The sequence below is a fragment of the Janthinobacterium svalbardense genome, from assembly GCF_002327145.1.
Taxonomy (GTDB): domain Bacteria; phylum Pseudomonadota; class Gammaproteobacteria; order Burkholderiales; family Burkholderiaceae_D; genus Janthinobacterium; species Janthinobacterium tructae.
The window spans coordinates 4,261,510-4,286,166 of sequence record NZ_CP023422.1; the positions used below are offsets into that span (position 1 = coordinate 4,261,510).

17 protein-coding genes and 1 tRNA gene are annotated in these 24,657 nt (G+C 61.7%); 7 read left to right on the forward strand and 11 right to left on the reverse strand.

The genetic code is table 11. The features are described 5' to 3' along the window. Positions 1-51 precede the first annotated feature (51 nt). Positions 52-507: a hypothetical protein gene (locus CNX70_RS18770; protein ID WP_096236059.1), complete on the forward strand. Its 456-nt coding sequence runs from the start codon at positions 52-54 to the stop codon at positions 505-507. A gap of 253 nt (positions 508-760) precedes the next feature. Here the strand turns inward: CNX70_RS18770 and CNX70_RS28335 are convergent, their stop codons facing one another. Then, complete coding sequence (locus tag CNX70_RS28335) at positions 761-1,546, reverse strand: hypothetical protein (RefSeq protein ID WP_167389684.1); 786 nt, start codon at positions 1,544-1,546, stop codon at positions 761-763. A gap of 181 nt (positions 1,547-1,727) precedes the next feature. On the opposite strand from CNX70_RS28335, the gene CNX70_RS18775 reads away from it, so the two are divergent. Both CNX70_RS18775 and CNX70_RS18780 read left to right on the forward strand, forming a co-directional pair. Next, positions 1,728-1,814 (forward strand) — tRNA-Leu (locus tag CNX70_RS18775). Positions 1,815-2,168: 354 nt separating this feature from the next. Next, positions 2,169-7,211: a diguanylate cyclase domain-containing protein gene (locus CNX70_RS18780; RefSeq protein WP_096236061.1), complete on the forward strand. Its 5,043-nt coding sequence runs from the start codon at positions 2,169-2,171 to the stop codon at positions 7,209-7,211. Between the two features lie 27 nt (positions 7,212-7,238). Here CNX70_RS18780 and CNX70_RS18785 read toward each other — a convergent pair whose 3' ends face one another. From CNX70_RS18785 to CNX70_RS18795, 3 genes are all read right to left on the reverse strand, one after another. Continuing rightward, positions 7,239-8,738 carry a nucleobase:cation symporter-2 family protein gene (locus CNX70_RS18785; protein ID WP_244198861.1) on the reverse strand — a complete coding sequence of 500 codons (1,500 nt, stop codon included), beginning with the start codon at positions 8,736-8,738 and terminating at the stop codon, positions 7,239-7,241. A gap of 276 nt (positions 8,739-9,014) precedes the next feature. Continuing rightward, positions 9,015-9,443, reverse strand: a complete 429-nt coding sequence (locus CNX70_RS18790; RefSeq protein WP_071076698.1) for a hypothetical protein — start codon at positions 9,441-9,443, stop codon at positions 9,015-9,017. Between the two features lie 81 nt (positions 9,444-9,524). Then, positions 9,525-9,935: a FeoC-like transcriptional regulator gene (locus tag CNX70_RS18795; protein WP_157751151.1), complete on the reverse strand. Its 411-nt coding sequence runs from the start codon at positions 9,933-9,935 to the stop codon at positions 9,525-9,527. A 149-nt stretch (positions 9,936-10,084) separates the two neighbouring features. Between CNX70_RS18795 and CNX70_RS18800 the strand changes: the two genes are divergently transcribed. After that, positions 10,085-10,798 carry a S24 family peptidase gene (locus CNX70_RS18800; protein ID WP_096236065.1) on the forward strand — a complete coding sequence of 238 codons (714 nt, stop codon included), beginning with the start codon at positions 10,085-10,087 and terminating at the stop codon, positions 10,796-10,798. Between the two features lie 44 nt (positions 10,799-10,842). Here CNX70_RS18800 and CNX70_RS18805 read toward each other — a convergent pair whose 3' ends face one another. The 7 genes from CNX70_RS18805 to CNX70_RS18835 all read right to left on the reverse strand — a co-directional run bounded on the left by CNX70_RS18805 (position 10,843) and on the right by CNX70_RS18835 (position 19,829). Further along, positions 10,843-12,729: a propionate--CoA ligase gene (locus CNX70_RS18805; protein WP_096236067.1), complete on the reverse strand. Its 1,887-nt coding sequence runs from the start codon at positions 12,727-12,729 to the stop codon at positions 10,843-10,845. Between the two features lie 102 nt (positions 12,730-12,831). Beyond that, positions 12,832-14,031 (reverse strand): 2-methylaconitate cis-trans isomerase PrpF, encoded by a 1,200-nt coding sequence (gene prpF / locus CNX70_RS18810; protein WP_096236069.1) that lies wholly within the window; start codon positions 14,029-14,031, stop codon positions 12,832-12,834. A 114-nt stretch (positions 14,032-14,145) separates the two neighbouring features. Further along, positions 14,146-16,740: a Fe/S-dependent 2-methylisocitrate dehydratase AcnD gene (gene acnD, locus CNX70_RS18815; protein WP_096236071.1), complete on the reverse strand. Its 2,595-nt coding sequence runs from the start codon at positions 16,738-16,740 to the stop codon at positions 14,146-14,148. A gap of 23 nt (positions 16,741-16,763) precedes the next feature. Next, on the reverse strand, positions 16,764-17,918 hold the full coding sequence (prpC, locus tag CNX70_RS18820) for a bifunctional 2-methylcitrate synthase/citrate synthase (protein WP_096236073.1): 1,155 nt from the start codon (positions 17,916-17,918) through the stop codon (positions 16,764-16,766). 75 nt (positions 17,919-17,993) lie between these two features. Beyond that, complete coding sequence (gene prpB / locus CNX70_RS18825) at positions 17,994-18,881, reverse strand: methylisocitrate lyase (protein WP_096236075.1); 888 nt, start codon at positions 18,879-18,881, stop codon at positions 17,994-17,996. Between the two features lie 339 nt (positions 18,882-19,220). Continuing rightward, complete coding sequence (locus CNX70_RS18830; protein WP_096236077.1) at positions 19,221-19,469, reverse strand: hypothetical protein; 249 nt, start codon at positions 19,467-19,469, stop codon at positions 19,221-19,223. A 123-nt stretch (positions 19,470-19,592) separates the two neighbouring features. Then, on the reverse strand, positions 19,593-19,829 hold the full coding sequence (locus tag CNX70_RS18835; protein WP_096236079.1) for a hypothetical protein: 237 nt from the start codon (positions 19,827-19,829) through the stop codon (positions 19,593-19,595). A 165-nt stretch (positions 19,830-19,994) separates the two neighbouring features. Between CNX70_RS18835 and CNX70_RS18840 the strand changes: the two genes are divergently transcribed. The 3 genes from CNX70_RS18840 to CNX70_RS18850 all read left to right on the forward strand — a co-directional run bounded on the left by CNX70_RS18840 (position 19,995) and on the right by CNX70_RS18850 (position 24,588). Then, the gene (locus CNX70_RS18840) at positions 19,995-20,852 is read left to right on the forward strand and encodes an MBL fold metallo-hydrolase (protein ID WP_096236081.1); all 858 of its coding nucleotides are present in this window, start codon (positions 19,995-19,997) and stop codon (positions 20,850-20,852) included. A gap of 141 nt (positions 20,853-20,993) precedes the next feature. Continuing rightward, the gene (locus CNX70_RS18845) at positions 20,994-23,129 is read left to right on the forward strand and encodes a T6SS effector phospholipase Tle3 domain-containing protein (RefSeq protein ID WP_096236083.1); all 2,136 of its coding nucleotides are present in this window, start codon (positions 20,994-20,996) and stop codon (positions 23,127-23,129) included. Next, on the forward strand, positions 23,122-24,588 hold the full coding sequence (locus tag CNX70_RS18850) for a virulence factor (protein WP_096236085.1): 1,467 nt from the start codon (positions 23,122-23,124) through the stop codon (positions 24,586-24,588). Before CNX70_RS18845 ends, CNX70_RS18850 begins: the two co-directional genes overlap by 8 nt. Positions 24,589-24,657 lie beyond the last annotated feature (69 nt).

The following is a 24,657-nucleotide window of genomic DNA, read 5'->3' on the forward strand; positions in this document are numbered from 1 at the left end:
AGTTGTTGATTTTTCATACAATCTGGCTCCAGGATTACTTCGGCGTCTTACATGAAAAAATATTGGTTTGCGGTAGCCCTCGCTCTCGCGCAGCCTACCGTACATGCAGAAGAAAAATCAGATCCTCTTGATGCCTTCCGCGTACAGACGCAGTTTCAAACATTAATGTGCCGCATGGAGACCCATGCCGCTATCTTGCAAGTTCAACTTGGGAAGCTGGATGATGCGGTCCCGCCCATGCGAATTTGCATCAAAAAGGCCAAGGCAGATTTAAAGAAGATCTACCCAGCTGCATTGAAGGTCGTTGCAAAAAAACCTCCGCAGAAAAATTACTCAAAGATTACTACGCCTCGTCGCTCACGGCACTCGAAGGTGTCGCTCCAAATACGAGCGAAACGAAACAGGGCTATGCTCACCCCGTTATACACAAGTATCCAAGAAAATCTCGGAATCACCGTCCATGTCAAAAATTGCCTAAAATTCGAGCAATTTACGGCTGAAAGCTAAGAAAAATAGCATTTTTCTGGCGCCACCACTGTGGGGTACGCGCTGAAGAAATTGCTGTAACCCTTTGATTTTAAAGTGGTAAAAAGTTGTGTATAACGAGGTGGGCTATGCTATGCGCCAGGATGCTGCGGATGCCAAAAACAGAGAGGTCTGGAATCGCTTTGAAATTGAAGCTGGAATCCAGGACTGATTCAATGATCACATCGTTCGCGGCGCTGTCCTGCCAACCCGCGCATGAGGCGATGTTACTAAATTAGTGAATTGAGGCCCCTTCGCAATACACAGGACGAGCATAGTGGCCAGTATTCCCAAAGATGAGCGCAATGCATGAGACTCTAACTGCTTTACCTATTTTTGATTCGTCAGCTCTCTTGACTGCGGAACTCTCAATTTGCACCTCTCTGACGAAATCAATATTCGGCTTGCCTTCATCACCGTTTTCACCGGTCATGCCTGTGTTTTTTTCTAAACGAACAGAATAAAAATTAGCATTTTCAGCTACGCCAGAGGTACAACAGTTGGAAAATTGTCCTCGCATCAATATCCCTTTCAGAACTGCGGGTTTATTCCACATAAATTGTCTCAAAGGTGCAGGTTGGAGGCCCAATGTCGGATTCTGTTTTTTCACGACATTAGGCGGCTCTACAAAACTGAGGCCAGGAATACTACGTAACTGTCGAGAAGCTATGGCGTGAATAAATTGATCAGCTTCCGCCGCTGGCCGCTTTAATGATTCGATCATAAAGTTTCGCAGAAATGGACCACAAACCTCCTTTATCCAAGCCATAATTTTTTCACTATCACGAATTCCCTGCAATAGTGCTCCACGCGCCCTTACTTCCATACAGGAGACAGTATTGGAAGTGAACGCCTCAAACTGTTCGGCTCTTACTTGTGCGTAAGGATCGTAATTAATGTCATCTGAAGAAAAAGCGGAGAAGCTGATACCCAGTAAAGTAATGCATGCCACATACTTCAAGTATAGGGAAATTGATTTTTTGACAAAATATATACATTGCATAAAACACTCATTTTCCATGCTGAAGCGAATATCTCATTTTACAACACACATCAGTCACGCCAGAACGAATAGCAGGACCGTCATACCCAACGCATAGCCGGCGGGCGATCAAAAACAATGAAGAACGCCGACCATCGATCTAGCAGACAGGCACAAGATGGCGTAACAAGCATCACCTGTGCTAGAATCTCGCCGCGCTGCCCGGATGGTGAAACTGGTAGACACTGGAGACTTAAAATCTCCCGCCTGTAAGGGCGTGCCGGTTCGATTCCGGCTCCGGGCACCAGCGCACATGCCACTTCCAGAGATAGTACTCACTATTTTTCTCGTTCCCGCCAGTTCCGTAAAACTGGCTTTGTTCCGCAAAAAATCTCCAGCCACTATATTTCAGGTTTCACAAGTTGGCCCGGCGATGGCGCACCCACTGTCCCGTCCTGGTCGTTATTGCCACGCTATCGGCACCGCCATCGCACTCGTTTCCCGCATCCGAACTCGCCTGCCGGCCGACATTTTTGCAACAACACCCTTCGCTCCTCTCGCCTCGCCGCCACTGCCTACTGATATAATACTTGCAACGAAGTAAGACATTCGAAATGTGCGCCTCAAGGCTCCCGCAACCGTCCGTGTACCGCAACAGCCCATGCGCTCCCTTTTCGACCACGAGATCATCAAACAGCTGCACAGCGGTGGCCGCTCGCGGGTGTATCGCGCCAAGGCCACTGATGGCACTGCGCTAATCGTCAAGAAGCCCAATCAGCAGTTCCCTTCCTTTCAGCAACTGGCACAATTCAAGCGCGAGTATGCGATCGCGCGCCGCTGCCGCCATCCTGGCGTGGTGCATCCGCTGGCACTGCAGCTGCACGGCGGGTGCTGGACGATGATCCTGGAAGATAGCGGTGGCCAGGCGCTCGACCAGATTTTGCGCGCGCAGGCGGCGGTGCGCAGGACGCCGGCGCAGCCTGCGTTGGCGCTGGACGATTTTTTCGACATCGCGCTGCAACTGTGCGCGGCGCTGGAAGAGGTCCATCGTCATGGCGTGATCCACAAGGACATCAATCCCTCCAATCTGGTGTGGAATGCCGACCGGCGTCTGCTGCAGCTGACCGATTTCGGCATCGCCTGTGAACTGCCCTACGAAAGCCATGGCATCGTCAATCTCCAGGCCCTGGAAGGCACCTTGCGCTACATGGCGCCGGAACAGACGGGGCGCATGAATCGGCGGGTCGACTGGCGCGCCGATTTCTATGCGCTCGGCGCCACTTTCTACGAACTGCTGGCCGGCCAGGCGCCGTTCGAGGCGGGCGACGCGATGGAACTCGTGCATTGCCACATTGCCCGCAGTCCCGACTGGTCGCACCCGGCACTCGCAAACTTGCCGGGCCAGCTGCTGCCGATCATCCAGCGCCTGCTGGAAAAAAATGCCGAGCAACGCTACCAGAGCTTGCAAGGCCTGCGCAGCGACCTCGCAGCATGCCGTGCGGACCAGCCGGCGCAGGCGCTCAGGCTGTCCGACCACAATGGCCGCTTCCTGGTGCCGCAAACGCTGCATGGGCGCGAAGATGCCATCGCCGTGCTGCTGGCGGCGTTTGAACGCAGTGCCGCGGGTCGCTGCGAGATGCTGCTGCTGGCCGGCCATTCTGGCATCGGCAAGTCCGCGGTCGTCAACGAAGTGCAGAAACCGATCGTCGCCCGGCGCGGCTGCTTCCTGTCCGGCAAATTTGACCAGCTCCAGCGCGACGTACCGTATGCCTCGCTGATCCAGGCTTTCCAGGGCCTGGTGCGCCAGCTGCTGGGCCAGCCCGAAGCAACGCTGCGGCAGTGGTCCGCAAAACTGCACGGCGCCCTGGGCGATGGCATCGGCGTACTGGTCGAACTGATTCCCCAACTGGCGTTGATCGTCGGCCCCACCGACGCCATGCCCGCGCCGGCGCCGGTCCAGGCCCAGCTGCGCCTGGACCGGCTGTTCCCCCGCTTCGTCGAAGTCTTCGCCTGCGCCGGGCATCCGCTGGTACTGTTCCTGGACGACCTGCAATGGGCCGATGCGGCCACGCTGCGGATGATCGAGCTGCTCATGCTCTCCTGCGACAAATGCTGCCTGCTGTTCATCGGCGCGTACCGCGACAACGAAGTGAGCGCCGCGCATCCCCTCATGGCGCTGCGCGACAAGCTGCACGCACGCGAGGTGCGCCTGTCCACGCTGTTTTTGAGCCCCCTGAGCGAAGCGCAGGTTGCGCAAATGGTCGCGGCCACCGTGCGCGTGGCGGTGCCTGACTGCGCGCCACTGACCCGCATTTGCTACACCAAGACGGCCGGCAATCCATTTTTCCTCAACCAGTTCCTCGCTACGCTCAATGAGACGGGCCACCTGCGCTACCGCGCAGCCGACGATTGCTGGGACTGGGACCTGCCCGCGATACAACAAGTCAAATATACCGACAACGTGGTCGAAGTGCTGCTGGAGAAAATCCACCGCCTGCCGACGGCAACGCAACACCTGCTGCAATTGGCCGCCTCCAGCGGCAACCGCTTCACGCTCGACACGCTGGCGCTGGCAGTGGACCGCTCGCCACGGCACACGCAGCAAGCCTTGTGGCCGGCGCTGCATGCAGGACTGGTCCAGCCGCTCGACGAACGCTATAAATACGTCAATGGCGACACCCGTGCCGGCCAGAGCGGCGTCCATTACCGCTTCCTGCACGACCGGGTGCAGCAGGCAGCCTACCTGGTCGCCGAAGCCGCTACCCGCGCGGCCAACCATCTTCGCATCGGCCGCCTGCTGCTGCGGCATGCCACGTTGGGGCACCAGGACGAGACGCTGTTCGAGATCGTCGAACAGCTCAACGCCGGCCGTGCGCTGCTCGACGATGCAGAGGAGCGCGTGCAGTTGGCGGCGCTCAATCTGCAGGCCGGCGTCAAGGCACGACGCTCGGCCGCGTTCCAGGCCACGCTGGAGCACATGCGAATTGGTCTGGGCCTGCTGCCGGCAGAGGCGTGGAGCGTCCACGCCGACCTCTGGCTCGACCTGCAGCTGGGCGCGGCCGAAGCGGCGTACCTGTGCGGGCAGTTCGATGCCGCCGAGGCGATCTATCCGCTGGTGCGCGCCCGCGCCTTGCACCCGCTGCTGCAGGTACGCTGCATTGCCATCCAGGCGCACCAGTATCAATTGCAGGGCCGCCTGCTCGACGCCATCGCCGTGCAGCGCGAAGGCCTGGCGCAGTTGAACATCGCCATTCCGCACGATGTCGCGCACATGAAGGCGCGTTTCGACGACATCCGTGCCGACATCGGGCAGCAGCCAGGCGCGCAGGCGCCCGACACCTTGCTGGCGGCCGGCGACATGTGCGCGCCGGACGCGGTGGCCGCGATGCAGATGATGCAGGGCCTGTGGATGGCCAGCTATTACGCCGGTCAGCAGGATCTCAGCGCGCTGATGGTGGTATCGATGACGCGGCTGTCCATGCAGCGGGGGAACAGCGATTTCAGCGCCGTCGCCTATGTCGGCTACGCGCTGATGCTGGCACTGTACGGCGGCGACGTGGCGCGCGGCTACGATTTCGGCGCGATGGCGATGGCGCTGGCCAGGCGGCGTGCCAATCTGCAGACGCGCACACTCACGGGCCTGATGTTCGGTGCGCTCATCAGCCACTGGACGCAGCCCCTGCGCAGCTCCGACGCCCTGTACGAAGAAGCCTTTGGCTGGGCGCTGGAAATCGCCGATTTCGTGCAGGTCGGCGTGGTGGCGGCCGTGCGCGCCACCGAACGGATGATCCTCGGCGACTACCTGCCGCACCTGATGCAAGACATCGAGCACGACCTGGCGCTGATGCGCGCCAACGGCCAGCAGGCGATGGCCGATTGCTGCGTCGCCGCCGCGGTCCAGCCAATCAAATGCCTGATGGGCCTGCTGCCCCGTCACGACAGCTACAATGATGCGACGTTCAGCGAGGCGCGCTTCCTGGAACAGTATGGCGATTCGCAGCTGTACCGCGCCTACTATTTGCAAGGCAAGATCCGCAACGCCTACCTGTTCGACGGCGCCGACGCCGAGCTGCTGGCCGGCCAGCTCGGCATCGTCACCCAGATCATGCGCGGCCAGGCCAAGGTTGCCGAGTCGAGCTTCTACGCCGCGCTGATATGGCTGCGTGCCTTGCGGTGCGACCCGGCGCGACCCGATGCGGGCGCTGTGCTGAGCATGATCGATGCACTGCAGGCGAGCCTCACCGAGTGGGCCAGGCAAGGCTCGGACAATAGCGCTGCCAAACATCTGCTGGTGATGGCCGAGATGGCACGCTACCGGGACGAGCTGCAGCTGGCCACACGCCATTACCGGCAGGCGATCGACGCCGCCGGCCTGGCAGGCTATGTCAACGTGCAAGCGCTGGGCAATGAGCTGTGCGGCGAATACTGGTCCGAGCAGGGCCACGCGCGCGTGGCCGGCGTCTTCATCCAGGACGCCATCGCGCACTACGGCCAGTGGGGTGCAGAGGGCAAGGTGACGCAACTGCGGGCGCGCCACGCTGCGCTGCTGTCACGGATGGATGGCCGCAGCACGCTGTCGCATGTGGGCCCACACACGCACGGCAGTTCCGCGCTCGACCTGGTGTCGCTGCTGAAGGCGGCACAGATCCTGTCGAACGAAGTCGGCCTGCGCAATGTGCTGACGCGCCTCATTTCCATCGTATGCGAAAACGCTGGCGGGCAAGTGGCGCGCCTGCTGCTGCTGTCCGAGGGCAGCTACCAGCTGGAGGCCAATCTCGATGGCGATGGCGTCACCGTCCTGCAAGCGCGGCGGCTCGACCTGAACGCCGCCAGCGACCCGCAGTTCCCGCTGTCGCTGCTGCGCTACGTGATCCGCACTGGCGCGGAGGTGATCGAAGACAGCATCACGGGCGTGTCGCGCTTTGCCGCCGACCCGTACGTGCAGCTGCACCTGCCGCGTGCCGTCATGTGCCTGCCGATCCGGCACGGCGGACAGATCGACGGCATCCTGTATTTCGAGAACCGGCTTGCAGAAGCCTCGTTCACACAGGAGCGCGTCGCCTTCCTGCGCATGCTCGGTGTACAGGCGATGATTTCGATCTCCAGCGCCAGGCTGCATGACAGCCTGGAACGGCGCGTTGCCGAACGCACGGAACAGCTGGAGGACGCCAACCGCAAACTGGCAACCCTGTCCATCACCGACGGCCTGACGGGCCTGTCGAACCGACGCCATTTCGACGACGTGCTGCGCGCCGAATGTGCGCGCGCCACGCGCGTCGGCCAGCCGCTGGCCGTCATCATGCTCGATGTCGACTACTTCAAGCGCTTCAACGACAGGCATGGCCACCAGGCCGGCGACGCGTGCCTGATCCGGGTCGCGCAGGCGCTGGCGGCCGGCATGCGGCGCGCAGGCGACCTGACGGCGCGCTACGGCGGCGAAGAGTTTTCGATCGTGCTGCCGAACACGGGCGCAGACGACGCGCGCCAGATCGGCGAAGCGCTGCGGCGCGCCATCGAAGATCTGGGCATCCCCCATGCGAGTGCGGATGCAGCACAGGTGACGATCAGCGTCGGCATCGCGCTCCAGTCGCCACCGGGCGCCGCAGATCCCGACGCCCTGCTGCGCCTGGCCGACGCCGCGCTGTACCACGCCAAGGACGCGGGGCGCAATTGTGTGATGCTGAGGATGCTGCCGTCCGGCTGATCCGCATTCACGCTACAGGGCGGCGCCTCAATCGCTGCCGTGACTATTTTCGCGCGCCTGCTCCCTCGCTTTTTCGCTTGAGGCCAGGCCGTTGAAGAACAGATTGAGCAGCACGGCAACGATGGCGGCCAGTAAGATGCCGCTGTGCAGCAACGGCGACAGGGCCTTGGGCATGTGCTGCGCATATTGCTCTGCCACCAGCGGCAGCATGCCAAAGCCGATCGACAAGGCCACGATGAACAGGTTGTTGCGGTTGCTCTTGTAGTCAACGCCGGCCAGGATGCGGATGCCGGTGGCGGCCACCATGCCGAACATCACCAGCCCCGCCCCGCCCAGCACGAACGCCGGCACGGACTCGGCCGTCTGCGCGATCTTCGGGATCACGCCCATGACCAGCAGGATGAGACCGGCCGCCACGCAGACCCAGCGGCTGCGCACGCCCGTCACGCCCACCAGGCCTACGTTTTGCGAGAACGAGGTGTACGGGAAGGTATTGAAGATGCCGCCGATCAGGGTGCCCAGGCCATCGACGCGCAAGCCGCGGCTGATGTCGTCTTGCGTGATGCGCTTGTCCGTCATTTCGCCCAGCGCCAAAAACATGCCCAGCGACTCGATCATGACGACGATCATCACCAGGCTCATGGTCACGATGGCGACCACGTCGAAGGTCGGCATGCCGAACTGGAACGGCGTGACGATGGCAAAGGCCTTGGCGCCGGCCACCTTGGCAAAATCGGCCTTGCCCAGCGCAAACGACAGGGCCGTGCCGGCGATGATGCCGATCAATACCGCGATATTCGACAGGAAGCCGCGGCCATACTTGGCCACCAGCAAGATGACGGCCAGCACGAAAAAGGCGATGCCCATGTTATCCAGCGCGCCGTAGCCGGGGTTGGCAATCAGCGGCACGGGGCCAAGCGGCGCAGGCAAGCCGGCCGCCGTGGCGGCAGCGGCCATCTTGAGGAAGGCGGGATCGGCAATTTGCGCCATGGCGGGCGGTCCGCCCATGGCCCAGTTCACGCCCACGCGCATCAGCGACACGCCGATCACGGCGATGATGCTGCCGGTGACCACGGGCGGAAACAGGGCCAGCAGGCGGCTGATGAAGGGCGCGATCAGTATGGAAACCACGCCGGCGCCGATCACGGCGCCAAAGATGCCAGTGATGCCCAGGGCCGGGTTGTTCGCCATGGCCAGTATGGGACTGACGGCGGCAAAGGTCACGCCCATCATCACGGGCAAGCGGATGCCGAAGTACTTGCCGATGCCCAGGGACTGGATCAGGGTCACCAGGCCGCAGCAGAACAGGTCGGCACTGATCAATGCCGCCACCTGCTCGGGCGGCAGCTTGAGGGCACGGCCGACGATCAGCGGCACGGCGATGGCACCTGCATACATGACGAGCACATGTTGCAAGCCCAGGGTGAACAGCTTGCCGGCTGGCAGGATTTCATCGACAGGCGATGGCGCGGCAGGCGTACTGCCCGGAACGCTGCGGTGGATGGATTTCAAGCGGTGAGAGGCCATTTACGCTCCATTTCCTGGGTTACTGCGGCCCGGATGGGTGCAGGTGAAAGGGAAAAGCAAGAGAGAAACGGGACGACAGGAACACACTGGCGGTGGATGATGCATGCGAAGCTCCTTGGATGGGATGGCCAAGGTATGCCATGCACGCTTCGTGCCAGGTGGAATTGTATACAGTTTGTGGCGACAAACTAGCATGAGGCGCATGGCGCCCTCTCCCTTCGCACCGATTTCAGGCGCGCCGCCGTCAGCATGCACTAAAAGGGGACGCCAGCGCCGTCAGCGCCGCGTCCGCACCTCCTTGACGGCAGCGGCCGCATCCGCCGCCAGTTCCCCGATATCCTTGTCGCGGCGCCGGTCGAACCAGCGCACGCTGGCACTCACCAGCCACCACGCCGGCAAACCGACGAGCGCCATCAGCGGTGCGGCAATGAACAGAAAGCCCGTGGCCGGATCACAGCCATACAGCGCCGCCACCGTTTGCGCGCTGTCAAACAAGCCGGGCCACCACGCCAGCACCGCCGACACCAGGACGGGACCGGCAAACGTGGCAATGATGATGCTGGAGCAAATACGGATGAGCGCCTCCTTGCAGTTGCGTGGCCACATGACCATGAAGCTGAGCAAGGTGGCAAAGAAGGCGGCGAGCAAGGGGACGCCCAGCAGCTTGATCCAGGCAGCCCCTGCGGCGGTGATATCGATATGCATGATGTGCTTTCCGTTGCGGCAAAGAAAGCTGCGCTTGGCAGCTTGCTTGCTGTCATTCATTTGAGAAGGCGGCTTGCTGCCCTACCCTTGCGCCGGTCCGAACAAGGCCGCCACCAGCGGATCGCGGCGCGCCGCACCGCGTGGCCAGCACGCGGTGCGGCGCACTTGCGGTGGCAGTTCGGCCCAGCCGTCGACCTCCTCGTCCGGCTCGCCCAGCGCGTACAGTGCGGACCGCTGGCGTCCCGGTTCGGTGCAATGGCGCTGCGCCAGGTGGATCTGTCCCATGCCGCACATGTGGCGCAAATAGCGGCTCATGGTGCCCGCATCGAGTCCCAGCAAGGCGGACAATTGCGCCGCGCTGGCCTGGCCCTGCTCGCGTATGTATTGCGCGATGCGGGCGATATGCAGCTGCGACTTCCTGCTGCGTCCCTGTAACTGGCGCCCCTGGCGCGGCGCCACCCTGCTTTCCACCAACTGACTGCTGTTCAACATCTGCCTGACCTCCCGTGGTGTCGCCCATCGGCAGACGCTGTAGTGCGTTTGCGACAGGCAACGAGTGGACTTTATCAATCGCTAATGTTAAAGTCAAGCATTTGGTAATTTATCAAACGGTAAATTTCGGGTTTAATGTGGAGATGAATATGTATCAATACAGACGCGACCGCCTGCTGGCCCTGATCCGCGAGCACTACGACAACACGCGCAAGAAAATTTCCGATGTCAGCGGCTGGAGCGAGGCGCGCATCTCGCAAATCCTCTCGCCCACCTACCGCGAAGGACGCGCCTTCAGCGAAAAAATCGCGCGCAAGCTGGAAGCCGACCTGCAACTCGACAGCATGTACTTCGACCAAGGGGCGGCACCCGACCAGGCAGAGCTGGCGGCACGCGCGCTGGGTGAGGTACAGCCTGTGGTGGTGCTCGATGGCGAAGATGCGCGCTTCTACCCGATCCGCAAGGTGAAATTGCGCCTGTCGGCCGGCATCACGGGCTTTGCCATCGAACCGGAAACGCACGACGGCAGCACCATCAGCGTGCCGCGCAGCTGGGTCGAGCGCAATGGCTACCACCCTGAAAAACTGGTGGCCATCAAGGTCAAGGGCGAGAGCATGGAGCCGGCCCTGTACGAGGACGACGTGGTGATCATCAATACGGCCGACAAGCGGCCGGCCGATGGCATTGTGTTTGCCATCAATTACGAAGGCGAACCGGTGGTCAAGCGCATGGCGCGCGATATCGGAGAATGGTGGCTGACCTCGGACAACCCGGACCAGCGCAAATACCACCGCAAGCTATGCCGCGGCAATGAATGCCTGATCGTGGGCAGGGTCGTGCGCAAGGAAAGCGACCGGATTTGAGAATAATGTTTATCGTTTGATAAACTCTATTCTCATCATGGCGTTTACACCAACGCTGCCTGGATCTGCTGCAGCGATGCCGGATCGTCCATCGACGTCAGGTCCCCCGGGCTGCGCCCTTCGCAGATGGCCTGGATCGAGCGGCGCAGCAGCTTGCCCGAACGCGTCTTCGGCAACTGCGCCACAAACAGCACGCGCGCGGGCCGCGCCACGGCGCCCAGCTGGCGGTCTACCACAGCCATCACTTCGCGTTCCAGTGCCGCTTTCGCTTCAACGCTGTCGAAACCCTGCGGGTTTTTCAGGATCACAAAAGCCATCGCCACCTGGCCTTTGAGCTTGTCTTCCACGCCCACCACCGCCACTTCCGACACGTTCGGATGGCTGGTGATGCTTTCCTCGATTTCGCGCGTGCCCAGGCGGTGGCCGGCCACGTTGATCACGTCATCGGTGCGGCCCAGGATGAAGTAATAGCCGTCCGCATCGCGCACGCCCCAGTCGAAGGTGGAATACACTTGCCGGCCGCTGAAGGTGGACCAGTAGGTCTCGACGAAACGCTCGTCGTCGCCGTACACCGTCTGCATGCAGCCGGGCGGCAGCGGGCCCTCCAGCACCAGCACGCCCTTCTCGTTGGCACCGCACTCCTCGCCCGTCGCTTCGTTGAGCAGCTTGACCTGGTAGCCGTACATGGCCATGCCCGGGCTGCCCAGGCGCGTCGGCGTATCGGCCACGCCTTTTGCCACCGAGAGGATCGGCCAGCCCGTCTCCGTCTGCCAATAGTTGTCGATGATGTCCACTTTGAGTTCATCGGCGATCCATTGCGAGGTGGTTTCATCGAGCGGCTCGCCCGCCAGGTACAGCGCCTTCAGGGAAGACAGGTCGTACTTGCGCATCAGTTCCACAGGATGCTTGCGCAGCACGCGGATGGCCGTGGGCGCCGAGAACATGCGCGTGACCTTGTATTTTTCAACGATGCTCCACCAGATGCCCGCATCGGGACAGATCGGCAAACCCTCGTACAGAATGGTGGCCATGCCGGCGATCAGCGGGCCATACACGATGTAGGAATGGCCCACCACCCAGCCGATATCCGAGGTGGCAAAGAAGGTTTCGCCGGGCTTGCCGCAGAAGTTGTACTGCATCGACGACGCCAGCGCCACTGCATAGCCGCCCACGTCGCGCTGCACGCCCTTCGGTTTACCCGTCGTGCCCGAGGTGTACAGCACGTACGACGGCTCGTTCGATTCGAGCCAGGTGACGGGCACCTGCGCATCCAGGTGCTGCTCGCGCAGGGTCGCGTAATCGACATCGCGGCCCGGCGTCAGTTGCATGGGCACCAGGTGGCGGTCGACCAGCAGCACCTGCTGCGGCTTGTGCGCCGCGATGCGAATGGCTTCGTCAAGCAGCGGCTTGTAGGCGATCGCCTTGCCATTGCGCGAACCGGCATCGGCGGAGAACACCAGTTTTGGCTGCGCATCGTCGATGCGGCTGGCCAGGCTGTTGGCGGCAAAACCGCCGAACACCACGGAATGCACGGCGCCGATGCGGGCACACGCCAGCATGGCGAAGGCCGCCTCGGCGATCATCGGCATGTAAATCAGGACGCGGTCGCCCTTGTCCACGCCCAGCGACAGCAAAATAGCGGCGCAGCGCTCCACTTCGCGCTGCAGCTCGCGAAAGCTGTAAGTGCGCTCGGTATTCGTTTCGGTGGAAATGGCGATCAGCGCGGCGGCATCGCCCTGGCTGTCCACCCAGCGGTCGACGGCGTTGTGGCACAAATTGGTGGTGCCGCCGACGAACCATTTGGCGAACGGCGGGCGGGAATAATCAAGCACTTGCGAAAACGGGGTATGCCAATCGATCTTTTCCGCTTCGTCGCGCCAAAAAGCGTCAGGCGTGTCGATCGAGCGTTGATAAAATGCTGCGAATTTCATGTCTCCTCCGGTAGGCGTGCAATCTGTGTCGGACCTGGGCCAACTGGCCTGGCCGCCGCATTATGTGTACGATCTGTGTAGCATCTGCCTGCGTATTTCTGCCTAAAACGCGTCGCCGGGAATGCGCACGACACCTTCCATCAGCACGCGCGCGCTGCGGCTCATGATGGCTTTGGTGACGCTCCATGCGCCATCGACCAGCGCCGCTTCCGCGCCCACCATCAGGGTGCCGGACGGGTGGCCGAAACGCACGCTGGTTTTTTCGCCGCCGCCCGCCGCCAGGTTCACCAGGGTGCCGGGAATGGCTGCCGCCGTGCCGATGGCGACAGCGGCCGTGCCCATCATGGCGTGGTGCAGTTTACCCATCGACATGGCGCGCACCAGCAGGTCGATCTCGCCCGCTGCCACCTGCTTGCCGCTGGACGAGACATAGCTGGCCGGCTTGGCGACAAAAGCCACCTTCGGCGTGTGCTGGCGCTTCGCCGCTTCATCCAGGTGGGCAATGAGACCCATGCGCAGGGCGCCATGCGCGCGGATGGTCTCGAAACGGGCCAGTGCGGCCGGATCGCCATTGATGGCGTCCTGCAGTTCCGTGCCCGTGTAACCGATGGCCTGCGCATCGACAAAAATCGTCGGGATGCCGGCGTTGATCAGCGTGACTTTCAAGGTGCCGATGCCGGGCACGTCGAGGTCATCGACCAGGTTGCCGGTCGGGAACATGGCAGATGTGCTACCGTCGCCGCCCTCTTCCTCCGCGGCCGGATCGAGGAATTCCAGTTTCACTTCGGCGGCCGGGAAGGTCACGCCATCGAGCTCGAAGTCGCCCGTTTCCTGCACCTCGCCATGCGTCACGGGGACGTGGGCGATGATGGTCTTGCCGATATTGGCTTGCCAGATGCGCACCGTGGCGACACCATTTGCGGGCACGCGCGCGGCGTCCATCAGGCCGCTGGCAATGGCGAACGAGCCGACTGCCGCCGACAGGTTGCCGCAATTGCCGCTCCAGTCGACAAACGGCTTGTCGATGGAGACCTGGCCGAACAGGTAGTCGACGTCGTGCTCCGGCTTGCTACTTTTCGCCAGGATCACCGTCTTGCTGGTGCTCGAGGTGGCGCCGCCCATGCCGTCGATCTGCTTGCCGTACGGGTCGGGGCTGCCGATCACGCGCAGCAGCAGCGCATCGCGCGCGGCTCCCGGCACTTGCGCGCTGGCGGGCAAATCCTGCAGGCGGAAAAACACGCCCTTGCTGGTGCCGCCACGCATGTAGGTGGCGGGGATGTTGATTTGGGGTACGTGGGTCATGGAAGTTCCTGCGTTGAATGGCTGATTAAACCCAACGGCGAAATGCTGGGGTCGGACCCTGAGGGTCCGACCCCAGACCTTGCGTTTGGGGTGAATTGCGCGGTCACATCGCCATTACGCTGCCTTCGACGACTCGAGGAAGTCTTGCGCGAAGCGCTGCAGCACGCCGCCCGCCTCGTAGATCGACACCTCTTCCGCCGTGTCGAGGCGGCAGGTGACGGGCACTTCGAGCGTTTCGCCGTTCTTGCGGTGAATGAGCAGGGTCAACGTGGAGCGCGGCGTGCGCTCGCCCACGACGTCGTAGGTTTCGCTGCCATCGAGGCCCAGGGTCTTGCGATTCACGCCTGGCAAAAACTCCAGCGGCAGCACGCCCATGCCCACCAGGTTGGTGCGGTGGATGCGCTCGAAGCCTTCGGCCACGATGGCTTCAACGCCGGCCAGGCGCACGCCCTTGGCGGCCCAGTCGCGCGAGGAACCCTGGCCGTAGTCGGCGCCAGCGATGATGATCAGGGGCTGCTTGCGCTCCATATACACCTCGATGGCTTCCCACATGCGCGAAATCGTGCCTTCCGGCTCGATGCGCGTGAGCGAACCAGCTTTGACTTTGCCATCCTCGATGACCATCTCGTTCTTCAGGGTCGGGTTGGCAAACGTGGCGCGCTGCGCCGTCAGATGGTCGCCCCGGTGCGTGGCGTAGGAATTGAAGTCTTCCTCGGGCAAACCCATCTTCGCCAGATACTCGCCCGCCGCGCTATCGAGCATGATGGCGTTCGATGGCGACAAATGATCGGTCGTGATGTTGTCGCCCAACACAGCCAGCGGACGCATGCCTTTCAATGGGCGTGCGCCAGCCAGCGCGCCTTCCCAGTATGGCGGACGGCGGATGTACGTCGTCTGCGGACGCCAGTCATACAGGGGGCTGACCTTGATGCCGTCGTCCACCTGCGCGGCAAACATCGGGATGTACACCTTGCGGAACTGCTCCGGCTTGACGCTGGAGGCGACGATGGCGTCGATTTCCTCATCGGATGGCCAGATATCCTTCAACTGGATAGCCTTGCCGTCCGGCGCGATGCCCAGCACGTCCTTTTCGATATCGAAGCGGATGGTGCCGGCAATCGCGTAGGCCACCACCAGCGGCGGCGAGGCGAGGAAAGCCTGTTTCGCGTACGGGTGGATGCGGCCGTCGAAATTGCGGTTGCCCGACAAAACGGCCGTGGCGTACAGATCGCGCGACACCACTTCTTCCTGGATGACAGGATCGAGCGCGCCCGACATGCCGTTGCACGAGGTGCAGGCAAACGCCACGATGCCGAAGCCCAGTTGCTCCAGCTCGGTCATCAGGCCCGCTTCCTGCAGGTACAGCTCCACCGTTTTCGAGCCCGGCGCCAGCGACGATTTGACCCAAGGTTTGCGGGTCAGGCCCAGGCGGTTCGCATTGCGCGCGATCAGACCGGCGGCGATCATGTTGCGCGGATTGTTCGTGTTGGTGCAACTGGTGATGGCCGCGATGATGACGGCGCCGTCCGGCATCTTGCCCGGCTCGTTTTCCACCACGCCGGAAATGCCGCGTGCAGCCAGTTCCGACGTCGGCACGCGGTTGTGCGGATTCGACGGCCCGGCGATATTGCGCACCACGGACGACAGATCGAAAGTCAGCACGCGCTCATATTGCGCGTCGACCAGGCTGTCGGCCCACAGGCCAGTCTCTTTGGCGTACAGCTCCACCAGTTTCACCAGTTCGTCGTCGCGGCCCGTCAGTTTCAAATACTTGATGGTTTGCGCATCGATGTAGAACATGGCAGCCGTGGCGCCAAATTCCGGCGCCATATTGGAAATCGTGGCGCGGTCGCCCAGGGTCAGGTGCGACGCTCCCTCGCCGTAGAATTCCAGGTAGGACGAGACGACCTTCTGCTTGCGCAAAAATTCCGTCAGCGCCAGCACGGTATCGGTGGCCGTGATGCCCGGCTGCGGTTTGCCCGTCAGCTTGACGCCGATGATGTCGGGCAGGCGCATCCAAGAGGCGCGGCCCAGCATCACGCTTTCCGCTTCCAGGCCACCCACCCCGATGGCGATCACGCCCAGCGCATCGACCATCGGCGTGTGCGAATCCGTGCCCACCAGGGTATCGGGATAGGCGACGCCATTTTGCACCTGGATCACGGGCGACATGCGCTCCAGATTGATCTGGTGCAGGATGCCGTTGCCTGGCGGGATCACGTCGACGTTTTTAAAGGCTTTCTTGGTCCAGTCGATGAAGTCGAAACGGTCTTCGTTGCGGCGGTCTTCGATGGCGCGGTTCTTGGCGAAGGCGTCGGGGTCAAAACCACCGCATTCGACGGCCAGCGAGTGGTCGACCACCAGCTGCGTCGGCACGACGGGGTTGACCAGGGCCGGGTCGCCGCCCTGGGCCGCGATGGCGTCGCGCAGGCCGGCCAGATCGACCAGGGCCGTCTGGCCCAGGATGTCATGGCAGACGACGCGGGCCGGGAACCATGGAAAGTCCAGGTCGCGGCGGCGTTCGATGAACTGGCTCAGCGAGGCGTTCAGGGTGGCAGGGTCGCAGCGGCGCACAAGGTTTTCGGCCAGTACGCGCGAGGTATAGGGCAAAGTGGCGTAGGCGCCTGGCTGGATCGCATCGACGGCGGCGCGCGTGTCGAAGTAGTCTAGCTGGGTGCCCGGCAAGGGCTTGCGGTGCAGCGTATTCATCGGGGTAGTCATTGCAGTGCTCATTATTTGCGGTCCTTGATCGGCACGAATTCCAGGTCTTCCGGGCCCACGTAGTTGGCGCTCGGGCGGATGATCTTGTTATCGATGCGCTGTTCGATGATGTGGGCGGCCCAGCCCGAGGTGCGCGAAATGACGAACAGCGGCGTGAACATCGCCGTCGGCACGCCCATCATGTGGTACGACACGGCCGAGAACCAGTCCAGGTTCGGGAACATGTTCTTGATTTCCCACATCACCGATTCCAGGCGCTCGGCGATGTCGAACATTTTTGTCGAACCGGCTTCCTGCGACAGATTGCGCGCCACTTCCTTGATGACTTTATTGCGCGGGTCCGAAATCGTGTACACGGGGTGGCCGAAGCCGATCACCACTTCCTTGTTGGCGACGCGTTCGCGGATGTCCGCTTCCGCTTCATCGGCGTTGTCGTAGCGTTTCTGGATGTCCAGCGCCACTTCGTTCGCGCCGCCGTGTTTCGGGCCGCGCAGCGCGCCGATGGCGCCCGTGATGGCCGAATGGATGTCCGAACCCGTGCCGGCGATGACGCGGCTGGTGAAGGTCGAGGCGTTGAATTCGTGTTCCGCGTACAGGATCAAGGACGTGTGCATGGCTTTTTCCCACGACGCCGACGGTTTTTCGCCATGCAGCAGGTGCAGGAAGTGGCCGCCGATCGAGTCGTCGTCCGTTTCCACTTCAATGCGCTTGCCGTTATGGCTGTAGTGGTACCAGTACAGCAGCATGGAGCCGAACGACGCCATCAGGCGGTCGGCGATGTCGCGCGCGCCCGGCGCGTTATGGTCGTCTTTTTCCGGCAGGGTGCAGCCCAGCACGGACACGCCCGTGCGCATCACGTCCATCGGGTGGGCGGCGGCCGGCAGCGCTTCCAGGGCCGACTTGACAGCCGACGGCAAGCCGCGCAGGGATTTCAGCTTGGCTTTGTAGCCTTTCAATTCGGCGGCGGTCGGCAGCTTGCCGTGCACCAGCAGGTAGGCGATTTCCTCGAACTCGCAGCTGTCGGCCACGTCCAGGATGTCATAGCCGCGGTAGTGCAAATCGTTGCCGGTCTTACCGACCGAGCACAGCGCCGTATTGCCGGCAGTAACGCCGGACAGGGCGACGGATTTTTTAGGCTTGAAAGTAGCGACTTGCGGTGCGGTCATAGTGTTCTCCAGAAGATGATTGTCAGTCCAGTGCGGCGGGCTTGGGCCTCCCAAGGCCCGCTCTTGTATAGGTGCTTACTTCTTTTGCGCGGCGAACAGCGCATCGAGCTTTTGCTCGAAGTCGTGGTAATTGATCGATTCATACAGCTCCATGCGCGTCTGCATGGTGTCGACGACATTTTTTTGCGTGCCGTCGCGGCGCAGGGCGCGGTAGACGTTGTCGGCCGCCTTGTTCATGGCGCGGAAAGCCGACAGCGGATACAGGGCCAGGCCCACGTGGGCGCTGCGCAATTCGTCCAGCGTGAACAGCGGCGTGGAACCAAATTCCGTGATGTTGGCCAGGATAGGCACGTTGACGGCCTTGGCGAACGTGGCATACATGTCCAGGTCCGTGATGGCTTCCGGGAAGATCATGTCGGCACCCGCTTCGACGCAGGCGACAGCGCGTTCCAGTGCCGCTTCCAGGCCATCGACGGCCAGCGCATCGGTGCGCGCCATGATGACGAAGTTCGGGTCCGTGCGCGCATCGACGGCCGCCTTGATGCGGTCCACCATTTCTTCCTTGCTGACGATTTCCTTGCCCGGACGGTGGCCGCAGCGCTTGGCGCCCACCTGGTCTTCGATGTGCAGGCCGGCAGCGCCGAACTTGATCATCGATTTCACGGTGCGCGCCACGTTGAAGGCGGACGAACCGAAGCCCGTGTCGGCATCGACCAGCAGCGGCAGGTCGCACACGTCGGTGATGCGGCGGATATCGGTCAGCACGTCGTCCAGGCTGGAAATGCCCAGGTCGGGCAAGCCCAGCGAGCCGGCCGCGACACCGCCGCCGGACAAATAGATGGCTTTATAACCGGCGCGCTTGGCCAGCAAGGCGTGGTTGGCGTTGATGGCGCCGACGACTTGCAACGGGGATTCTTCCTGGACGGCCTTGCGGAATGCGGCACCTGCGGAGTATTGAGTCATGTGTTCACCTTATGGGATTCGGGTCGTCCCGAATGTTTCATGGACTTGCTATGAGCATCACTATTGCAAATGCCGTGCCAGGGCCGCGCGTCCACCCGGAAAGTACGCCAGTACGCAGTGAGATCAGGGGGAAGCGGCCATGTATCGGCATGGCGTGCAGTGTCACGCAAGGGAACAGCCATGTCACGATGCATGTCAATGATGTTTCAAATATGTTTCAATCATTCCATTTGAAACATTGAAACATGAAACAGAGCAGGCTGCCACCGGGCGGAACGCCGGGCGCACCATAAAAAAAGCCGGCGGGCGCCGGCTGCAGGTTTGCTGGAAATGCAGGAGCTAAGCCAGCCGCACCAGCGGGTTGGCGATGATGTTGTCGATCTGGCGCACGGCTTCTTCGCAGGCGGCGGCAATGGCGCCATCCTCGTCGTCGCGCACGAATTGCATGGTCGAGCCTTCGAATACTTCCAGGCCTTCCGCGGTGGCGCGTTCGATGTCGCAACTGGCCGACCATTTGCCATCGGTAGTGGGCACGGCCAGGGGAACAATTTCCCAGCCCTTATAGTGAATTTTAGAACTGTTTTCCATGGGGTGCCTCCTTGTGACTGACTCAATAATGGAAATCGTAGCATGAAGCGCGGCCGCTAGCGACGTGTTTCAGGCGCCAGCGCGCGGTCAGGCTGACTTTCGGGCTAAACGATTTACCTTGGTTCAAGGGCGCAGCAGATTATCCACTTCCGTCCTGGCCACTTCTATCCCGGCCGTGCAAGCCGTTTCGGGCGCCGCGTAGCCGCCCAAGGTGCGGCTACGCGTGATCGCTTGCGCCGCGCTCTCGCCCTCGCGCTGCAGGTGGTAGGTAAAATCCCATAAATCGTCGTTGTCCTTTTGCGGGGTCACCGAAATCGTAAAACCGCGGTATTGTTCGCTGCGTGCAGTATTATCGTTCATGAATTTCTCCTTGTAGGATGAGGTTACCACGCTGCAAGCGCCAGGGTGCGCACGACTGCCGCGCACTCCTTATCTGTTTTTCGCATGCCAAAGGTCAATTCTCAGCATTTTTTTAGCGTACTCTGGCGATATAATGCCCTTCCCTGTCCGTACTTTGCCGCCGCGATGACCCCACAAATCCAAGCTTTCTTCGATCCCGCCACCGCCACCGTCACCTATGTGGTGTATGAGGCCGATGGCCAGGACTGCGCCATCATCGATTCCGTGCTCGACTACGACCCGAAGGCGGGCCGCACCTCGACCACCTCGGCCGACAAAGTGATCGCCTTCGTGCGCGAACACGGCTTGCAGTGCCGCTGGCTGCTGGAAACCCACGCGCATGCCGATCACCTGTCCGCCGCGCCCTACCTGCAACAGCAGCTGGGCGGCGACGTGGCCATCGGTGCCGCCATCCAGACGGTGCAGCAGGCGTTCGCCGCCGTCTACCACCAGGACGGCGCCAGGGCCGACGGCTCGCAGTTCAACCAGCTGTTCGCGCCCGACCAGGTGTTTCATATTGGTAAGTTGGAAGTGCGCGCGCTGCACGTGCCCGGCCACACGCCGGCCGACCTGGCTTACCAGATCGGCGACGCCGTCTTCGTCGGCGACACCCTGTTCATGCCGGACGTGGGTTCGGCCCGCTGCGACTTTCCAGGCGGCTCCGCGTCCCTGCTGTACCGCTCCGTGCGGCGCCTGCTGGCGCTGCCGCCGCAAACGCGGCTGTTCATGTGCCACGACTACCCGCCCAACGGCCGCGCGCCGCGCTGGGAAGTGACGGTGGCCGAACAGCGCGCCAGCAACATCCACTTGCGCGACGGCATCACGGAAGAACAGTTCGTGGCCATGCGCACGGGCCGCGACGCCACGCTGGACATGCCGACCCTGATCCTGCCCGCCATCCAGGTCAACATCAACGCGGGCAAGCTGCCCGAGCCGGAAGACAACGGCGTGCGCTACCTCAAAATACCGCTGAACGCGATCTGATTGCCTCGGGCACTCCCCGCCCCTCGCACCGCCTTTCTTGACACCACGCAAGTCCCACCTCAGGCAATCCGCATACAGTGCAGATTGCCTGAGTTCACTTTGGCGCCGCCTTTTCCTGCTTGACGCTGACGGAGCGCCCGCATGTCGCCCGACCCTACGCTCGACAATAATTGCATCCTGCTCGCCGAAGCCGAAGGCACGACCTTGTTCAGCCATGCGCTGCTCAAGGCCGTCACGCGCCTGCCGCGTCCCGGCATCATCATCTTTGTGCACGGCGTCAATTCCGACGGTGAATGGTATGAGCAGGCGGAACAAGGCCTGTGCGACGGACTGAATGCCCGCCTGAAACGCCGCGATGATGACCTGGCGATACCTGGCCCGGCCGCCGGGCAGATGCAGGCTGCGACATACGCGCGCGAATTGACGGATGACGGTTTCCTCAATCCCAAGCGCAACGCCACCACCTTTCTGCAGGCGGACGATGCCAATTCGCCCGTGATCCGCTTTCGCTGGGGCTACAAGGCCAACGGCGAAGAGTTGCAGGCATTCGGCGACGGCATCTATCTCAACGAAAAGAATTACTGGGGCGGCGGGCCGTTCGCCAACGGCTGCAGCGCCCTGCCTGACCTGTGGGGCCAGGGTTTGTCGGAAGAATTGTTCCTGTGGATGCATATCCAGCACATGAACCCGACGAATGACCGGCAAGTGTATGCCTGCCCGCCGCGCCCGTATTTTGTGTTCGCCGCGTGGCGCCTGGCGCGTCTCGTACAATCGATACGCGCTTGCCAGCACGATGCACCCGTCACCATCGTCTGCCATAGCCAGGGCAATATGGTGGCCATGGCGGCCGCCTTTCTCGGTGAAACGCTGGGGCCGTCCGCCGTGGCCGACAGTTATGTGCTGTGCAATCCACCCTACAGCCTGCTCGATAGCAATTTCACGGAAAACTGGGTCAGCGGCCATCTGAAGGATGAGCATGGCAATACGGGCCGGCAAAAGTACGAAGCCCGCACGCAAACCTTGAAAGCGTTTTTCAACATCCTGCGCACACGCTCGGCCATGCAGCAGGATGCCGCCTTTGTCGACGAGTGCAGCGCCAATCGCAAGCCTGAACGCAAGGACAGCTACACGGCCGCGTTCGACCGCGCAAACTACGGCTTGCATGGCTCCACCTATGGCAGGGTCACCCTGTATTTCAATCCGCACGACCAGGTGATTTCGGCCACCCCCGTGCAGGGCATAGGCTGGCGCGGCATGTCGGCGCAGGAAATTGCCGATACGGGTGGCGAAGGCGTCTTCACGCAGCGCGTGTTTGCGCAAAACCACCTTGTCGGCCAGGAAAATGAAAAGGACTACGATATCTGGCAGCGCAATGGCCAGCCATTGACGCCGGACAGCCTCGATTTCTGGCACCCGCGTTCACTGGTCGCCGAATACTCGATCGAAAAGGGCATGCGGGCCAGCAAAGGCATCGGGCGCAAGATACTGACCTTTTTGTTCGCGCCCATCGTCATCATTCTCGCCAAGACTGCCGGCACGCGCATCAACGCCCTGCCACCCAAGTCCTGGCGGCTGCCGATGAAAGCGCCCAAGCTGCCCGAGGCATTCCTGCCGCACTCGAAGCGCTTTGCCGACACCAGCGAACAATTTGACGAAGGCTGCGATGCCCCGGCCGACTCCCTGCACAAGGACCGTGCCGCCGAAGCCGATGACGCGTACGCGCCTTACCGTTCCCAGGGCAAGGGCGATGCGCAAACCGAGGCGGCGCTGCGCTACGAACAGAACGGCATGCTGCGCATGCAGGCCAGGCGCGACGGCTGGGTCGAAAAAGGCAAGCCTGTGACGGCGGTGGACAAGCCGGAGGAGGCTAGCAAGGAATTCAATGCCTGGCGCAAGAACGAAATCCAGAACTACCTGGCCGCCAACATCGACACCCACGCCACCGATCACTCGACCATCATGACCAATCCCGAGCATGCGCAGAAGGCGCTGGCGTATGACGTGGCGGTGGGCGTGTGCACGATCAGGCAGGAGGCGTTGCGCAAGTTACGGGTGGCGGCGGATTGGAGGTTGTTAGAGCCTCTCAATGCCAACGATGATAGCGCCGAATTTTTTGAGTATTACGACAGCGGAGAATTCAAAAAAACATCTTTATACAAATGGGCTAACGCCAAAGACAGCCCTGCCAGAAAACCAAAAAGCATCGTTGACGAGCGCCAGAACGCCAAGCCTGCCGACCCTTCCACCAACTTTGCGCTGAGGACTGACGGTGCGTAAATTCATTGCCACGACGCGCCAGCGATTGGCCTGGGCGCTCGCCACATCTTTCATAGTCATTTGCCTTGCGCTCTGGCTCAACTGGCCAAGCTATGCAGGTCACCAGACTATCCATTCACCTGGAGAACTCATGAAACCGTTCCTTGCACTGCCCATGCTCGCCGCTTTCTCCATGTTTGCGCTATTGACGGCCTGCACCGTGCAACCTGCGCAGAAAGAAGACGATCTCCCAACAATCACGGCCCACGTTCCATTCCGGGCACAAGTGGTGGGCCTGCAGTGGCTCAATCCACTGCAGCGGCTCGACTATCCAACGGAGTGGCAACTGCTATGGACGTTGGGGCTGGCCAAACCCAACAAGAATGACGATATGGTCAGGACGGATCCCAGGGGCTTCAGTACCTTGCAGGCCGTCGCCCCCATTGCTCACGATCTCGATGGCACGGAAACGTTCAAGGGCTATCAATATAAATATGTGCGAAAATTAACCAGCCTATTTCATGACATTTACTATTCCAGCCCCACCTACTTTTATCGGGTCTATCCCAAGGATCAAAAACAGAACTGGCGCGAACTGGCAGGCATCCGCGTCGAATATGCCCTGCCTGCTGGTAAGTTGGACTCAGAAGAGGCAAAAAACACTACACGCGAACGCATCATCGACACCTTCAACATCGGCAATGTCAATTTCCCCACCCTCTGGACCCGCGCCACCCCACCCGACGTGCGCATCACCCTGGGCGGCAACAATGCGGGCTTCATCTCCCTGCACGCCGCGCTGGCCTATCTGGAAGCGCATCCGAAGGAAACCGTGTGGGTCATGAACTGGGATGCGCCGAGCCGACCGAAAACCATGCAGATCAATGAAAACCTGGTGCTGCTGGTGCTGGCCGGCCCTGATTACAAAACGGAGCGGGCGGCGCTGGCGTGGATAGGCTATCCGGCCACGAAAAGCGTGGCGGACTTTGAACTGGCCAAGGACCAGCCGCCGCGCGCCGTGCAGGCCTGGCAAGCCGTATTTGCCGAAGCGGCGCGCCATGGCGGCAAGACGGAGACCGACATCGGCTACGTCATCCACGACGCCAGCAAGACCCTGCCCACCTCCTCCGACCGGCTGGGCCAGCTGGCGCATGCCTTGACCCTGGAAGTGCCGGGCTTCGACTTCCTGCCACAGACTTTTAATACGCCGGCGCTGCTGGGCGAAATGGGCACCGGCACGGCGCTGACCAATGTCGCCCTGGGCATCGCCCATGCGAACCACGTCGGCAAGAGCGTGCTGGTGGCGGGCACCAGCGATCCTGCCAGCGTCACGGGCGTGCTGGTCACGCCGCCTGACAAAGTACGCCCTATCGACCAAGACAAGCCGTGGTTCCGCGCGCGCGGCGAAAACCATGCGTATCTGCCGTGGTGGGGCATCCGCCACGACGCGGCGGACGCTATGCAAGGTTATTCAGATTGAAGTCCGAAGGCACCGCTCCTCACATGGCGTCAAACGCAATAACATAATGCAAATGATGCGTCTTCCGCT

What these genes read in the sequence shown, in the direction of transcription:
- CNX70_RS18770 (WP_096236059.1), top strand. Translation starts at nt 52, where the DNA reads ATGAAAAAATATTGGTTTGCGGTAGCCCTCGCTCTCGCGCAGCCTACC.
- CNX70_RS28335 (WP_167389684.1), bottom strand. Translation starts at nt 1,546, where the DNA reads ATGGAAAATGAGTGTTTTATGCAATGTATATATTTTGTCAAAAAATCA.
- CNX70_RS18780 (WP_096236061.1), top strand. Translation starts at nt 2,169, where the DNA reads ATGCGCTCCCTTTTCGACCACGAGATCATCAAACAGCTGCACAGCGGT.
- CNX70_RS18785 (WP_244198861.1), bottom strand. Translation starts at nt 8,738, where the DNA reads ATGGCCTCTCACCGCTTGAAATCCATCCACCGCAGCGTTCCGGGCAGT.
- CNX70_RS18790 (WP_071076698.1), bottom strand. Translation starts at nt 9,443, where the DNA reads ATGCATATCGATATCACCGCCGCAGGGGCTGCCTGGATCAAGCTGCTG.
- CNX70_RS18795 (WP_157751151.1), bottom strand. Translation starts at nt 9,935, where the DNA reads ATGTTGAACAGCAGTCAGTTGGTGGAAAGCAGGGTGGCGCCGCGCCAG.
- CNX70_RS18800 (WP_096236065.1), top strand. Translation starts at nt 10,085, where the DNA reads ATGTATCAATACAGACGCGACCGCCTGCTGGCCCTGATCCGCGAGCAC.
- CNX70_RS18805 (WP_096236067.1), bottom strand. Translation starts at nt 12,729, where the DNA reads ATGAAATTCGCAGCATTTTATCAACGCTCGATCGACACGCCTGACGCT.
- prpF (WP_096236069.1), bottom strand. Translation starts at nt 14,031, where the DNA reads ATGACCCACGTACCCCAAATCAACATCCCCGCCACCTACATGCGTGGC.
- acnD (WP_096236071.1), bottom strand. Translation starts at nt 16,740, where the DNA reads ATGAATACGCTGCACCGCAAGCCCTTGCCGGGCACCCAGCTAGACTAC.
- prpC (WP_096236073.1), bottom strand. Translation starts at nt 17,918, where the DNA reads ATGACCGCACCGCAAGTCGCTACTTTCAAGCCTAAAAAATCCGTCGCC.
- prpB (WP_096236075.1), bottom strand. Translation starts at nt 18,881, where the DNA reads ATGACTCAATACTCCGCAGGTGCCGCATTCCGCAAGGCCGTCCAGGAA.
- CNX70_RS18830 (WP_096236077.1), bottom strand. Translation starts at nt 19,469, where the DNA reads ATGGAAAACAGTTCTAAAATTCACTATAAGGGCTGGGAAATTGTTCCC.
- CNX70_RS18835 (WP_096236079.1), bottom strand. Translation starts at nt 19,829, where the DNA reads ATGAACGATAATACTGCACGCAGCGAACAATACCGCGGTTTTACGATT.
- CNX70_RS18840 (WP_096236081.1), top strand. Translation starts at nt 19,995, where the DNA reads ATGACCCCACAAATCCAAGCTTTCTTCGATCCCGCCACCGCCACCGTC.
- CNX70_RS18845 (WP_096236083.1), top strand. Translation starts at nt 20,994, where the DNA reads ATGTCGCCCGACCCTACGCTCGACAATAATTGCATCCTGCTCGCCGAA.